Source organism: Granulicella aggregans, assembly GCF_025685565.1.
In the GTDB taxonomy this organism is placed as follows: Bacteria; Acidobacteriota; Terriglobia; order Terriglobales; family Acidobacteriaceae; genus Edaphobacter; species Edaphobacter aggregans_B.
The window spans coordinates 838,870-852,399 of record NZ_JAGSYE010000001.1; the positions used below are offsets into that span (position 1 = coordinate 838,870).

The 13,530-nt window shown below is 60.2% G+C and carries 14 protein-coding genes; 4 read left to right on the plus strand and 10 right to left on the minus strand.

The genetic code is table 11. The annotated features are described in order from the left end of the window. Window positions 1-337: 337 nt before the first annotated feature. Both OHL18_RS03515 and OHL18_RS03520 read right to left on the minus strand, forming a co-directional pair. Complete coding sequence (locus OHL18_RS03515) at window positions 338-754, minus strand: DUF1801 domain-containing protein (RefSeq protein WP_317890458.1); 417 nt, start codon at window positions 752-754, stop codon at window positions 338-340. 16 nt (window positions 755-770) lie between these two features. Next, on the minus strand, window positions 771-1,199 hold the full coding sequence (locus OHL18_RS03520; RefSeq protein ID WP_263373443.1) for a DUF3291 domain-containing protein: 429 nt from the start codon (window positions 1,197-1,199) through the stop codon (window positions 771-773). A gap of 212 nt (window positions 1,200-1,411) precedes the next feature. Between OHL18_RS03520 and yidC the strand changes: the two genes are divergently transcribed. Both yidC and OHL18_RS03530 read left to right on the plus strand, forming a co-directional pair. Continuing rightward, window positions 1,412-3,229, plus strand: a complete 1,818-nt coding sequence (gene yidC / locus OHL18_RS03525) for a membrane protein insertase YidC (protein WP_263373444.1) — start codon at window positions 1,412-1,414, stop codon at window positions 3,227-3,229. Between the two features lie 350 nt (window positions 3,230-3,579). Further along, window positions 3,580-4,107, plus strand: coding sequence for a hypothetical protein (locus OHL18_RS03530; RefSeq protein WP_263373445.1), 528 nt, complete (start codon window positions 3,580-3,582; stop codon window positions 4,105-4,107). A gap of 8 nt (window positions 4,108-4,115) precedes the next feature. On the opposite strand, the gene OHL18_RS03535 is transcribed toward OHL18_RS03530, so the two are convergent. The 5 genes from OHL18_RS03535 to thrS form a co-directional block, all read right to left on the minus strand. Then, on the minus strand, window positions 4,116-4,595 hold the full coding sequence (locus tag OHL18_RS03535) for an SRPBCC family protein (protein ID WP_263373446.1): 480 nt from the start codon (window positions 4,593-4,595) through the stop codon (window positions 4,116-4,118). 9 nt (window positions 4,596-4,604) lie between these two features. Continuing rightward, window positions 4,605-5,087, minus strand: a complete 483-nt coding sequence (locus tag OHL18_RS03540) for an SRPBCC family protein (RefSeq protein ID WP_263373447.1) — start codon at window positions 5,085-5,087, stop codon at window positions 4,605-4,607. 12 nt (window positions 5,088-5,099) lie between these two features. Next, entirely contained in the window at window positions 5,100-5,450 is a 351-nt protein-coding gene (locus OHL18_RS03545; protein ID WP_263373448.1) for an HNH endonuclease, read from the minus strand. A gap of 117 nt (window positions 5,451-5,567) precedes the next feature. Continuing rightward, window positions 5,568-6,335, minus strand: coding sequence for a phytanoyl-CoA dioxygenase family protein (locus tag OHL18_RS03550; RefSeq protein ID WP_263373449.1), 768 nt, complete (start codon window positions 6,333-6,335; stop codon window positions 5,568-5,570). Between the two features lie 38 nt (window positions 6,336-6,373). Further along, window positions 6,374-8,428: a threonine--tRNA ligase gene (gene thrS / locus OHL18_RS03555; RefSeq protein ID WP_263373450.1), complete on the minus strand. Its 2,055-nt coding sequence runs from the start codon at window positions 8,426-8,428 to the stop codon at window positions 6,374-6,376. A 294-nt stretch (window positions 8,429-8,722) separates the two neighbouring features. Here thrS and OHL18_RS03560 point away from each other — a divergent pair, with 294 nt between their 5' ends. After that, window positions 8,723-9,007, plus strand: coding sequence for a hypothetical protein (locus OHL18_RS03560; protein ID WP_263373451.1), 285 nt, complete (start codon window positions 8,723-8,725; stop codon window positions 9,005-9,007). 152 nt (window positions 9,008-9,159) lie between these two features. On the opposite strand, the gene OHL18_RS03565 is transcribed toward OHL18_RS03560, so the two are convergent. Together OHL18_RS03565 and OHL18_RS03570 are read right to left on the minus strand one after the other, a co-directional pair. Next, a complete protein-coding gene (locus OHL18_RS03565) occupies window positions 9,160-10,176 on the minus strand; it encodes a Kelch repeat-containing protein (RefSeq protein ID WP_263373452.1) in 1,017 nt (338 codons plus the stop codon). 239 nt (window positions 10,177-10,415) lie between these two features. After that, complete coding sequence (locus OHL18_RS03570; protein ID WP_263373453.1) at window positions 10,416-11,483, minus strand: SDR family oxidoreductase; 1,068 nt, start codon at window positions 11,481-11,483, stop codon at window positions 10,416-10,418. Between the two features lie 297 nt (window positions 11,484-11,780). Between OHL18_RS03570 and OHL18_RS03575 the strand changes: the two genes are divergently transcribed. Continuing rightward, a complete protein-coding gene (locus tag OHL18_RS03575) occupies window positions 11,781-12,440 on the plus strand; it encodes a hypothetical protein (protein ID WP_263373454.1) in 660 nt (219 codons plus the stop codon). A 100-nt stretch (window positions 12,441-12,540) separates the two neighbouring features. On the opposite strand, the gene OHL18_RS03580 is transcribed toward OHL18_RS03575, so the two are convergent. Beyond that, on the minus strand, window positions 12,541-13,386 hold the full coding sequence (locus OHL18_RS03580) for a hypothetical protein (protein WP_263373455.1): 846 nt from the start codon (window positions 13,384-13,386) through the stop codon (window positions 12,541-12,543). Between the last annotated feature and the right edge of the window lie 144 nt (window positions 13,387-13,530).

Below are 13,530 nucleotides of genomic sequence, written 5' to 3' on the forward strand. Positions count from 1 at the left end.
TGGGTCAACAGACCGCACTTAGGACATTCCACCTCGTGAACATAAAGCATAGCTACACCTCGGCATACCAGCGACGAGCAGGATCTTCGGCGTCCAGAAGATCTCCTGAAACTCACGCTAGTCCCGCCAGCTTCGCGAGGGCATCCCCTGCAGGTTGCATGGGCATGAGCACTTCGTTCTGCCGAATCGCACCCCAGTCCCATGAAAAAAATCCGCTGCCCATACCCCGGGTGCCCCATATCTGGCAAGTTCATCGCCAGATGTGGGGTCCATCCCCGACGCCGGGTGCCCCGTCCATCGCGGTCTCATCGCGATGGACGGGAACCCACGACCGTCCCTACTTCTTCTTCGACATCCGCTGAGCCACCACCGCAGCATTCACCCCCACCGCCGCCCGCACCAGCTCCTTGAACGCCGCCTCATCGATCTTCTCCCCCTCCCGGATATCGATCGCCCGCCGAACATTCCCCTCCAGGCTCGAGTTGAACAGCTTCTTCGGATCGCTTACCGCCGCCCCGCGCGCAAACGTCAGCTTCACCACCTGCTTGTACGTCTCGCCCGTACAAACAATCCCGTCCCGCGACCACACCGGCACGCCCCGCCACTTCCACTCCTCCACAATCTCCGGCTCGGCATCATGGATCAACTCCCGCATCCGCGCCAGCGTCTCCCCTCGCCAATCTCCCAACCCATGAATTCGCTCCGAGATCTTCGCCGATGCGTGCCCGCTCTCCGCTATAGCCTTCGCCATCATCGTCCCCCCTCGCCCATCAAACCGGCCGTATCGACGCACTCCCCGCCGTCCGAGGCGCGTTGTACTGCAACCCCGCGTGCGCGGCACTCGGATGCAAAACCTTCGACGCTCGCCCTTCCGTCCGCATTCGCTCATCGGCCTGCTCCCACGAAGGCAGCGTATCCGCCTCCTGCATCCAATGCGCCACCGAAGCCTCATCGCACCAGTGCAGAAGCTTTGGCATAGCAGCTTTATGTGCCCCCGAGATCATGTAAGCCCGCATACTCGCTTCGCTGTCCCACGCGGTCATCGTCCAGAACGTCTTGTCGCGGTCCGGCAACAGCGCTCCGGTCAGAAATCCGGCCGCTCCCCGCACTTGGCGCTCCGATCGAATCGCGTACAGAAAGAACCCCGGCATAAACCACACCGACCGCACCCGCAACCGCGTCAAGCTGACAAACACCATAAGCCCTCTAGCCAGCCATCATAACCCTGCCGAAAAAGCCCATGCGCGACAAAACACGCGCATTCGCACCGACCATTTATCATGGAAGGTAGTGTCGCAGAGCCATCGCTGCGGGAATTACACCCCTGCGCGGACTTCAGAGATCTGAAGTGGCTGGAGCGACGCTGGCCTCATGGTCAAGATGGACAACGATGTACTAGATAGGAAGTTTCGTGGCAGAGTTCAGGAATCCGAACCAGGCAGGCGCAGGCAGCGGCGGTACCCAGGACAACAAGTCCCTCATCCTCATGATGATCGTCATGCTGGGCGTCTTCTTCGGCTTGCAGTACTACCGGCAGAAGACGAACGTTCCGCTGGCAAACCCGGCAACAACGACGGCGCCCCAGAACGTGGGCCAGAGCGCAGCGCAGCGCACGGTAGAGACCCCGTCCGCAGCCGCAGTCGCTTCGGCCGCACAGCCTCAGACCACTCCCGCGATCCAGGCGGCGGCAGAGACTACGACCGTAGTCGAGAACGAACTCTACAAGATCGTCTTCTCGAACCGCGGCGGCCAGGTCACAAGCTGGACCCTCAAGAAGCAGAAAGATGCGGACGGCAAGCCCCTCGACCTGGTGCACCAGCAGGCGGCAAAGGCCTTCGGCTATCCGCTGTCGCTGTTCACCTACGATCCGGCCACTACGGGGACGGTAAACTCCGCGATGTACGTCGCCTCGGCGACCGGCGCACTCTCGACCCCGGGCAGCGTCTCGTTCCACTACGCGGCCAACGGTCTCGACGTGACCAAGACCTTCTCCTTCGACGAGACCTACATCATCCATGCGGACGTGCTCGTCACCCGCAACGGCGTTCCGGTTCGCGCGCTGATCTCCTGGCCGGGAGGTTTCGGCGACCAGGACAACGCCATCGCCTACAACAGCGCGCAGTTCGATACCATGCGCGACACCAAGGAAGACCACCTCGCTCCGAAGAAGATCACGAACGGCGACACGCTGAACGGCCCGTTTGAGTGGGTCGGCGTCAGCGATATGTACTTCGCCGCCGTCTTCCTCCCGGACTCGCCCGCGACGGCGACGGTCGCTACGCTCTCGAACCAGATCGACGTAGCCAAGACGATCAAGAAGACCGGCTTTAGTTCAAACACGGACAAGCCGGTGATGGTACCTATTGTGGGCACGGCGCTGGGCGATACCAGCGGTCATACGACAGCCCGTATCTACGCCGGTCCCAAGCTGGTGAATGTCCTCCGCGGCATTCACCCCACAGGGTCAAAGGCATCGCTGGAGCCGCTGCTGGACTTCGGCTTCTTTGGCCCCATCGGCAAGTACCTCTTCCTGGCGCTCCAGTCGATCCACTCATTCATCACGCTCAACTGGTCGGGATCCTGGGGATGGGCCATCGTCATCCTGACGATCGCGATCAACCTGCTCATTCTTCCCCTGCGCGTGAAGACCATGCAGAGCGGCCTGAAGATGCAGCGCATCCAGCCGCAGATGGACGCCATCAAGGCCAAGTACGCAAAGTACAAGGTGACCGACCCCAAGCGGAACGAGATGAACGCCGAGATCATGCAGCTGCAGAAGGACCACGGCGTCAACATGTTCGGCGGCTGTATCCCGACCCTGATCCAGATGCCGCTGCTCTTCGCCTTCTTCGGCATGCTGCCCAAGGTCGTCGAGCTCCGCCATGCGAGCTGGTTCTGGCTACCCGACCTCACCTCGGCCGACCCGTACCACATCCTTCCAATCATCATGATCGTCAGCCAGTTTCTGGTCCAGTTCTACACGCCTTCGCCGGGCGTGGACCCGCAGCAGCAGAAGATGATGGCGTTCATGATGCCGGCGTTCTCCGGCTACATGACCTGGAACTACGCATCAGGCCTGGCGCTCTACTGGTCGGTTGGAAACCTGATCGGCATCGCCCAGCAGGCCGTCATGAACCGCACCAGCCTTGGTCGCGAGATGCGCGAGATCGCGGCGAAGCGCGCGCGGCGCAAGGCTGGGAACCCTCCAACAATCCAGGGCAGAAAGTAGAACTCTCGATAGGGCGAAACCAGCAGCAGTGGCTAGGCCGCTGTAGGCGAGTTGCGTCCGCGGACTTGAAAATAGGCCCTCTCAACAGAATCGCCTTTGGAAAGTAACGTTACGAAATAGCCCGTTTCTTCAAGGCCGGCCCCTGTTTCGGTGGCCGGATCAAGAATGCACTTTGTATTCTTTCCCACATAGTCAACGCGCTATGGGCTCAAAGTCTCTTCGCAATCGACAAATGATTTTCTCAACCACTGTCGTCCTTAGCCATAGGATCACCCCCATCCGGGCTTCAGAATGCAGACCCTTGAGTAGTTTGCGATGGAGTCTGAAGATTTCATCTGCCAGGCGGCCAAATGCGAAATTTACAGGAACTAAGTAAGAGAATTGCAGAACTGGTTCAACTTCTCAGCGAGATGGGCGACCTGGAGATCCGGGCCGAGATCAGTCTTGACGAAGGCGTCCCCGGCAGCAGCGATCCCCAGGTGCTGGTCCACTTTACGGGCCGCGACACACCGATCCTGACTGCCGATAACGGCCGCGTACTGGACGCGATTGAGACCGTCTCGTTGGATATACTGGGCCTCCCGGATGCCGTGCGGGAGAACATCCGGTTCGATGCGGAGAACTTCCTCGCCGACCAAACGATAAGGCTGCGGAAGGTCGCCCACATGGCGATCAGCCAGGTAGAGTCAAGCGGCACTCCCCATGTCTTTCCGCCGTTGGGTCCACGCGATCGCAAGCTGCTTAGCGACGCCCTGCTCCCATCCGGTCTGTCCTACGAGACGCTGGGGCAGAGTTCGGCGCAGTGGGTGATCCTCTTCCCGAAGGAGACGACGGCGCAGAGGGCGAGCCCGGAGGCACAGCAATCGAGGCACAACTAGGCAATCTCTTAGCCCGGAAGGTAGTCTCGCCACCCGTCGCCTTCCGCAAGCTGCTTCAGCAGAGCGAACCTTCGCCGCAGCAGCCCTTCGATATGCGGAACCATGATGACCGCTCCAACCAGCGCGCCCGCCGCACCAAAGGGCATGGAAAAACGAAGCTCATCCTGAAGCAAAGTGCCGCCGTCTTCGGTCGCAGAGAAGTGATGGTCGTGCTGGAACGTGGCAAACCGGCCCCGCCCCATGGTGTCCTGGAAGAAGGTAGGTTCGTCAAAGCCCGTGATGAGCGTCTCGTGCATCTGCGGCAGGCCGAACTTCCATCCCCGCCAAAGCAGTTGATCATTGGCCGCGATCATTCCACCAGTCTTCCCTTCGACCGGTCGCATCGCAAGCGTCAGGGCAACGACCTCGATGCTGGTGGAGAGCCGAAAGCAGCGCTCGATCGGTGCGGCGATGAGGATTCTGTCGCGCAGCGTGAATTGTTTTCCCACGTTGTTCCTTCACACACCTTCATGAATAAAACTACGCCAGTCTTCGCTTTCAGCGGCGTGCTTTATGACCGCATTCCGCTCCATCAAAAACTTCGCGAGGTAGCTCTTCAAGACTAGGTGATCCACCAGCATTCCTAAAGGTCCGAACGGAGACTCGAATCGAAGTTCATCTCGCATCAGTGTCCCGCGATCCACTTCAGCAAAGTGATGATCGTGCTCGAAGCTCTTGAACATGCCCTTCGTCATCGAATCCTGAAAGTGTGCTGGCCTTTCGTATCTGCTGATGAGGCTCGTATGGCGAAGCATGAACCCGAAGTGGCGGCCTTCCCAGGTGACGGTCTCGCCCGCTCCGATCAACCCCGAAGTCACGCCTGCGATCGCTCGTTCGGATGTCTGCGCTGTGCTCTCAACGTGAAGATCCACGCTAAGCGAGAGCAGGAAGCAGCGGTCGACGGGCGCGGCAATCTTCGTCTCGATCAGTACGGTCTGCATGGCGTAACGCTACTACAGCTTCGCCAACGCTTCGGCGTTGGCGTGGCAACGCGGGCAAAGAAGCCGCGTATTCTCCGGCGTGTATCCGGCGATGGCGCGGACCCGGTGGAGTTCCGCGCCGGTTTCGGGCAGGTCTTCTTCACAAGAGGCGCAAACTCCGTTCTGGCTCTCGCGCTTCTGTTCCTTGAGCCGCTTGCGATGGGTAGGCGTGCCACGCTCGTCGAACTCAAGGCGCTTGGCGATATAGCGCTTGAGTTGAAAGCGCAGAGCCTCGTTGCCCGCGGAGGCTTCATCGATCTTGGCGCGGAGATCATCCAGCAAAGAGCGGGCGGTAAGGCGATCGGCTTCGGAGAGTTCAGGCATGATTCGCTCGAGAAACTTGTTGAAAGATCCGGTCTTGCTTAAGGGCACGGCTACAGCCGTGCCATAAAAAGTCGCCTATGCGGCGCGGCTTTAGCCGCTGAGGTACGGTGTTCGTTTCTATCCTCTTTCAACGAGCTCCCGGAACGAGAATACCTGCCTCTCGCGCCACTCCAATCCGTTTGGTAGCTCCACGTTCGCATAGTCAAAGTGAAGGACGCGGCGATGATTCGGTGCGCTCGATGGCGATGAGGCGTGAACAAGCAAGGGACGCATCACCAGTGCATCGCCTGCTTTCGCTTCACAGGTGACAGGAACGCCACGCGATACCTCTGCTTCTATTCCAGCCTGCCCCAGCTTGCCTTGACGATGCGTTACCGGTAGAACCCGCAGAGCGCCGTTTTCAGCCGGGCAATCGTCAAGATGGATACGCACTGAAATCATCTTCTCAAGGACATTTGCCGGCGGCTGAACGTGCAGGACGCCAGCTTTGATCGACCACGGCCCGAAGCCATCGGCATCAATCCGATTTGTAACCGCAATGGTTACATCCTGGTGCCAAGGCACCTTCCAATTGGAATTGCTCGTTTTATCGAAGAGAATCCCGCGAACTATGAAAGCCTCATCGCCAAGGATTCCCCGAACGAGACGCAACAATGGAGCAGATTCGGCGAGTTCCCGGAAGGCAGCAACATCGAGAAGATTGCGGACGCCGCCTCGACCCTCTTCGGCGACCGCATCTTCTTTGGCCAACCCCTTCAAGGAAGCGAGTGTCGCCGGACCGATAAGGTTCTTCTCGATGTAGAAGCCGCTCTCTTTCAATTGTCCACGATCGACGTATTCCTGTGGCAAGCGTGGCCTTCCTTCTGCTGGATCAACGTATTCCAAGCTCAGCTACTTCGAGCCGATGCAGATGTAGATACAGATTAGAGCCCAGCGGAGCGGGATTCGAGTAGCGCCGTGGCTCGTTCGATGAAGGCGGCGAGCTGCACGCTGCCTTCGTCACCTTTGCCTCTCGTGCGGACGCTGACCGAATCCGTAGCGGTCTCCTTGTCGCCGAGAATCAGCACAAACGGCACCTTCGCGAGCGTGAACTCCCGGATCTTGGCGTTCATCTTCTCGTTGCGCGCATCGATCTCCACACGCAGCCCAGCCGCCTCGAGCTGCGCCTTCACCTTCTCCGCATACTCAAGGTGCTTGTCCGATGAGATCGGCACCAGGCCAACCTGCACCGGCGCAAGCCACAGCGGAAATGCCCCCGCATAGTGCTCGATGAGCACGCCAAAGAAGCGTTCGATGGAGCCGAACAACGCGCGGTGTACCATCACCGGCTGGTGCATCTCGCCGTCTTCACCCTTGTACTCTAGGCCGAACCGCTCAGGCAGCGTGAAGTCGAACTGCACGGTCGAGAGCTGCCACAGGCGGCCAAGCACATCGACCAGCTTGATGTCGATCTTCGGCCCATAGAACGCCGCTTCCCCCGGAATCGTACGGAAGGGGATACCCTTGCGTTCGAGAGCGCGCTTCAGCGAGTCAATCGCGAGGTTCCAGTTGGCCTCGGAGCCGGTGTAGCTCTTCTTGTCCGCCGGGTCCCACGTCGACAGCTCGACCTTGAACTCCGCGAAGCCGAAGGTGTTCAGCACCGACTGCGCAAACTCCACACACCCGATCACCTCGTCTTCGATCTGCGACGGGGTGCAGAAGATATGCGCATCGTCCTGCGTAAATCCACGCACCCGCAACAGACCATGCATTGTGCCCGACCGCTCGTAACGATAGACATTCCCCAGCTCCGCATACCGCACAGGCAGGTCGCGGTAGCTCTTCGGCGAGTTCTTGTAGATCAAAATATGGCCCGGGCAGTTCATCGGCTTCAGGCGGTACTCGGCGTCGTCGAGCTCCATCGGCGGATACATGTTCTCCGCGTAGTGGCCCTCGTGCCCGCTAATCTTCCACAGCTCGCGCTTCATGATGTGCGGCGTGTAGACCATCTCGTAGCCGCGGCGGATGCACTCGTCCTTCATCCAGTCTTCCATCGTCTTGCGGATGAGCCCGCCCTTGGGATGCCAGAAGATCAGACCCGATCCCGCCACCTCTTGTATGGAGAAAAGGTCGAGCTGCTTGCCCAGCACGCGGTGATCGCGCGCCTTGATCTCCTCCAGCCGCTTGAAGTGCGCATCGAGATCTTTGGCATTAAAAAATGCCGTCCCATAGATGCGCTGGAGCTGCTGGTTCTTCTCATCGCCTAGCCAGTAAGCTCCGGCAACCGACATGACCTTGAACGCCTTAACGCGCCCGGTGGAGGGAACATGCGGCCCACGGCAGAAGTCCGTGAAGTTGCCATTCTTATAGAGCGAAATCTCTTCGCCGGGCTTAGTAAAGCGTTCGATGAAGTGGACCTTCATGAACTCGCCCTGCTTCTCGTAGTCCGCAAGCCCCTTCTCGCGCGGCTCTTCCTCGCGAACGAACTTCTCGTCGCGCGCAACAACCTCAGCCATGCGCGCTTCAATGGCAGCGAGATCGGCGTCCGAGAACGGAGTCTCGCGATAGACGTCGTAGAAGAACCCGGCGTCGGTCGCCGGCCCGTGGCCCAGCTTGGTCTCGGGAAAGAGCTCCAGAATCGCTGTCGCCATCACATGCGCGGCGGAGTGCCGCACCACCTTCAGCGCCGCCTCGTCCGACTCCTTCAACAACTCCAGCGCAACATCCTCATCAAGCGGTGCGGTCAGGTCCACCAGCCGCTCGCCCGTGGCCACCGCGCCGTACATGGCGGCCTCAGAGGCCTCCGGGTCGCTTGCATCCCCTTCGATCGTTGCGAGAGACAGGGGCTTCACGCGCGCCACCACCACCGCAGCCGCCAGCCGCGGGGAGATGCTCATCGCCACATCGAACGGCGTCGTTCCCTTCGCTACCTCGCGCACCGAACCATCCGGCAGTTGCACTCGAATCATCTGTACGGCTTCCATCACACCTTCACTCATACACTCTTCTTCCTGAAAATCGAAAAACTGCGGCGGACCGCGCCTGAGGCCGATCGGCCGCGAAGTCCACATTTTGCTGGCTGCGGCCACCGGCCACTCTTATACTAACCAGACCAGATAAGCATATTCACTTTGCCGTGCGGGCACCAATGGCCGCGATGCCATGGGGTGGGGAATGTCCGCGATAACGCCTTCGTGGCATAGCGAGCAGGGTGGGTGGAGGCATAGCTTCCAAAGTACAACGCGACAGAATCCGAACGACGGGGTTCTGCTGGATGAAGGAGATATCAATACATGGAACAGGTTCGCTGTGAACTCTCACACGCCGGAAGTGATGTGCGTTGCGCCGTCTGCGGACAGGGCTTCCTCGTGCACTGGTCGCGGCTTTCGCGCGCCGAACAGATGGCCTGCCGCCGCGTGATCCAGGACCATCTCCGTAATCACCACGTCGCGGTGCGCGACACCCTGGCCGACCGCCGCATTCACCCGCGCGATGAGTTCCCCATCCCGGAGTGGATGGGACTGGCTGCGTTCGCCGCCGCGGAAGAGGCAAAGAACGCGATGGAAGAGGTCGCGTAAAGAACTTGTTAAAACACCACTTTCGCTTCGAGATACTTGTCGAAAGCCCCGGTCTTGCTTAAGGGCACGGCTTCAGTCGTGCCGCAAGTGCTCCACTGGCAATGCAGCTTTAGCCGCTGAGGTACAGTCTTCGTTCCATCTCAGTCGCTAGCTCAACGCGAAAGCCAAAGCATCGAAGGCGTTCCGCTGGCCACGACCGCCTTGCTCGCCAGGCTCGGAGTGAGCTTGGAGAAGTCCGTGATGAGCTCGAAGCTGGTGAGTGGCAGCTTCTTCCACTGGCTCCCGTCCCACGCCCACGAGTTATACGATGGCGTGCCCGAGCGCGCGCCATTCCATGTAACGCCGGAGAACAACACCATCTTCCGCAAGGTGGTGCTGTACTCCATCCCCGCACCCGTATAAAAATCAGGCGGCGTCGCCTGCGCAGGGGCCGGCAGCCAGTCGTTGCCGTTCCACAGCCACGTGTCGTTCAGGATCTTTATCCCTCCGTTGCCGCCAAACATTACGACTCTCTGGTTGATCGGATCGTAAGCCATGGTGTGCAGGAACCGCGCGGGCGGTTTATGCGCCGTGACGACCTGCTTCCAGGTGGCACCGTTCCATACCCAGGTGTCGCCCAGCGGAGCAGACCCAGTGGCACCCACCCCGCCAAACATCACCACCTGTCCGCTCGCGGCGTCGAAGGCCATCGCGTGCAGCTCTCGATGCGGTGGCATCGTCGCAGGAGACATGCGTGCCCAGTTGCCGTTCTTGAAGATCCACGTGTCCTTGCAGAAGAGCTCGGTGGGCAGGCCAACGGGCACCGTTCCCGAGGTGCAGGACGCCGTGGACGACTTCTTCACCCGGCCGCCAAACAGAACGTATTCGCCCCGGACGCTGTCATACACGAGAGACGCGGAGACGCGGGCCTCCGGATGAGCGGCGGGACTCTCGAGCTTCCAGCCGGAGGCGCTTAGCAGCCAGGTGTCGCTGTAACGCGCATTGCCGTAGGTTCCACCGAAGAGGAGAAACTGCTTGTCCGCTAAATCGTGGGCGACGGCGGCGAACTGGCGTGGCTGAATCGTGTTGGCCGGAGGATCGGCGGCAACCGTGAACCGAGGAGCGACGAGAGCAAGGAGCGCGCCGCAGGCATAGGGCATGATTCGAGCGGTGAGCTTGATGGCAGACATGAGTTTCCTCGGAGACGCAGTCAGGCGCGGAGTTGTTTCCAATACGAAACCGGCGTGGACTCGGATGTAGGGCCAGCCAGCATTCGATGTTGAAAAGTCTAGCGGGGATACCACCGGGATTCCAGTAACTTTCTGGCGTCTTTTCGACCTAAAAGGTAACACCCTGCCCCGCGCGGGCTGAAGACGAGGTCCCGTGCGGCCTGAAGACGACAGGCGATCTTGAGGCTGTCGGAACTCTCTCAGAGGATCAGGCGGTCTTCGCGCAACCGGGCAAAAAGGTCGAAGAAGCTGTCATCCGTCGCCTGGTACTCGAGAAAGCCGAGCTTTCGGCTCTTGCTCATATCGGTAACGACCTCGATGGGACGGCCCAGGTCGGCGTCAGTGTGCCATGCGGAGATGAGGGCGTTGAGGCTGGACTCGACGAGATCGTATTTGGCGGCAATCTCCTTCCAGATCGGGGCCGCGCCTGCAAGCTGCACTTCGAGTGGCGTGATCTCGGCGGGAAATGGAGCAGGCTCAACTTCGAACCAGGCCGCGAGGCGCTGCCACATCCAGCTCCAGCGGAAGACGTCGCCATTGACGATGTTGAAGGCCTGGTCGCGGGCCGCAGGGGTCGTCGATGCCCACAGCAGCTGCTTCGCGAGCTGACGGGCATCGGTCATGTCCGTCAGCGAGTTCCACTGCGCGGCGGACCCCGGGAAAACAAACGGGCGGCCCGTCTCTTTGCAGATGCTTGCGTAGACCGCGAGGGTGACCCCCATATTCATCTGGTTGCCGAGCGCGTATCCGACGATCGTATGCGGCCGGTGGACACTCCAGCCGAAGTGGTCTCTCGCGGCAGCGGCAAACACCTCATCTTCCTGGGCGTAGTAAAAATTCTCTACGTCGAGACGGCCTTGCTCCTCGCGGAACGGAGTGGCCGGAAGCTTGCCCTTCCCGTAAGCCTCAAACGGGCCGAGATAGTGCTTGAGCCCGGTAACCAGGGCCACATGTTCGACCGTCCGTGCCGGGGCGACCGCCGCAAGCAGGTTGCGGACCATCGCGCTGTTGACGCGGATGTTTTCGGCCTCAGTGGGCTGGCGCAGCCAGGTCGCGAGATAGACATGCGTAGGCCGGATCTCCTTGAGCGCCGCGGCCAGGGAATCAGGCGAAAGCAAGTCAGCGGCGATGGGATGAACGCCCGGCGTCGCGAGCGGCTTGCGGGCCAGCCCGTAGACACTCCAACCCGGCTGTGCGCTTAGCAGAGCAGCGAGATTCTGTCCGACGATTCCGGTCGAGCCGACGATGAGTGCGGTTTTGCTGGGCAAGAATACCTCCTAGGCAATACGTCTTTGGGATTCACGGGCTCAGGTTCGGAACTCTCGAGCCTGAGTTAGGGCCTTAACAGGTTAGGGACTCACAAGCCTAAGTCTGTAACTCACAAACCCGAGATCCCGTTGAAAACACTGTCTGCTTAAGGGCACGGCTTCAGCCGTGCCACAAGCGCTGCACTTGCTACGCGGCTTTACCCGCTGAGGTACGGTTTCCCTTCACGCTGTTCCCATTTCATCAACCTTATGAAAGTCAGATGAAGCTCAAAGTGAATAGGAAGCAGCAGTCTCCCCATGGAGTACACTTTCGCTGCCACGGCACAGGAAAAGGGCGGCATTGGGGGATGGATGCGTTTAAGAGGCATGCGAGTGCAGCTTTTGCTGTTGCTGGCCCTAGTGATGGCGATCGCGACAGAAGCTCCCTCGGAGCAGACGTGGACCGAGATTCGCAGCCCGCACTTCCGAGTGCTCACGGACGCCTCGGCTAGTGATGGTCGCAGGGTCGCCAACGAGTTCGAGCAGATGCGGAATGTCTTCGCGGTACGTTTTGGCGATGGCGAAGACGTCCGCACCGGCCCTCCGCTGACGATCTTAGCGGCGAGCGATGAACGGACTTTTCGCGAGCTCGAGCCGGGACTGTGGAAGGCTAAGAATAAGACCGATATCAGCGCACAATTTCACGCTCGGTGGGAGAGACAGTTTGCATCCATCAGGCTGGATACCTGGCAAGGTGCGCAGCAGGTCCCGGTCTACTACGAGTACACCCAGAGCTTCCTTCACGCGAACGTGCGCTGGCTTCCTGTCTGGCTTGAAGTAGGTCTATGGGAGTTCTACTCGTACACGACCTTTCAGCACGACCGTGTCCTTGTGGGAGCGCCATCCTTGCGCAGCGGCACCCTGAAGAGCATGGTGCTGATCCCGGTATCGACGATGCAACGCGGCTTTAGCCGCTGAGGTACGCCTTTTTTGCTCTATTTCGGCCTCTTTCAGCAGTCTCCCACTGGAATGCATCAGAAAACCGCGACCGGCCTCGACAGCTCGGGTGCCCCATCCATCATCGCGTCTCTTGCGAGGATGGGTGGGAAGTACGCGGAAACAGATCGTCTGTCAGCGTCTGCAACGCTTCAACAAGCGCTCTCGTTCCGTGCTCGCTCGCGTACCGGCTGGCAGCTTCGCCCACAGGGTCGTCGCGCCTGCCTACTTCACCGCGGACCGAGGATCGCGGCGGTGTGGCTCCGGGTGGAAGCGGCTTCAACGTGTCTGAGACCAGAACACCGGCCTTAACTCGTTCGCGCGCACCGCGCAGGTTGCGGAACTGATAGGAGATGTCCCACAGGATACGGAGAACTTCTACAGCGGTGCAGCCATCGGCTAGCTTCTGGTCCGGCGTCGTTGCGTAGATCGCGGGCGCGGACCAGAGGTTGCGGGTGCCGCGACTCCACATATACCGCGACACGGCATAGGAGCCGTCGCGGAGGTTGTGGATCTCGGCAACAGTAACAAGAGCGTCGGATGAAGCCCCGATGGTCTGAACGTAGCGGTTCCAGGCGTCAGCGACACGCTGTTCCGGGATCAGCGTAGGAGTAGAGTTCGCTGACTCATATTCGGCGTTAGCGATCTGGTCGCGCAGCGAGCAGGTGCTCCATGCAGGCGGCAGGTCTTTGGCGAAGATCTCCGCAATAAGGTCGACCATCTTGCGCGCGTCTTCCATCGACTGCGGCGTGCTGGCCAGCTCGTTGAGCTCGAGCGACCGCTTATAGAAGAGCGTCGCCTCGGCCATCTGGGCCGCCATATCCGGCTTATTCGGGACGGCGTTCTGGCCCGGGTTCTGGGCCGGGTTCTGGGCCGAGACCAGAGAGAGCGGCAGCAGACTTGCGACCAGGGCGAAGATTCTCTTCATGGCTGCTTCCTTTCTCAGAAGACTGTGAAGGCAGGCCGGTCAGGGAAAGTGTACACGGAGGTTTGGTGGGTGGCGCGCCCCCCCCTGTGCTGCCTGAGCTGACTGGACTATCCTTTCCCGTCCGCTGCTCCCTGTTCCCTAATC

What these genes read in the sequence shown, in the direction of transcription:
- OHL18_RS03545 (WP_263373448.1), bottom strand. Translation starts at nt 5,450, where the DNA reads ATGCCTGAACTCTCCGAAGCCGATCGCCTTACCGCCCGCTCTTTGCTG.
- thrS (WP_263373450.1), bottom strand. Translation starts at nt 8,428, where the DNA reads ATGAGTGAAGGTGTGATGGAAGCCGTACAGATGATTCGAGTGCAACTG.
- OHL18_RS03540 (WP_263373447.1), bottom strand. Translation starts at nt 5,087, where the DNA reads ATGCAGACCGTACTGATCGAGACGAAGATTGCCGCGCCCGTCGACCGC.
- OHL18_RS03580 (WP_263373455.1), bottom strand. Translation starts at nt 13,386, where the DNA reads ATGAAGAGAATCTTCGCCCTGGTCGCAAGTCTGCTGCCGCTCTCTCTG.
- OHL18_RS03515 (WP_317890458.1), bottom strand. Translation starts at nt 754, where the DNA reads ATGATGGCGAAGGCTATAGCGGAGAGCGGGCACGCATCGGCGAAGATC.
- OHL18_RS03520 (WP_263373443.1), bottom strand. Translation starts at nt 1,199, where the DNA reads ATGGTGTTTGTCAGCTTGACGCGGTTGCGGGTGCGGTCGGTGTGGTTT.
- OHL18_RS03530 (WP_263373445.1), top strand. Translation starts at nt 3,580, where the DNA reads ATGCGAAATTTACAGGAACTAAGTAAGAGAATTGCAGAACTGGTTCAA.
- OHL18_RS03560 (WP_263373451.1), top strand. Translation starts at nt 8,723, where the DNA reads ATGGAACAGGTTCGCTGTGAACTCTCACACGCCGGAAGTGATGTGCGT.
- OHL18_RS03565 (WP_263373452.1), bottom strand. Translation starts at nt 10,176, where the DNA reads ATGTCTGCCATCAAGCTCACCGCTCGAATCATGCCCTATGCCTGCGGC.
- OHL18_RS03575 (WP_263373454.1), top strand. Translation starts at nt 11,781, where the DNA reads ATGGAGTACACTTTCGCTGCCACGGCACAGGAAAAGGGCGGCATTGGG.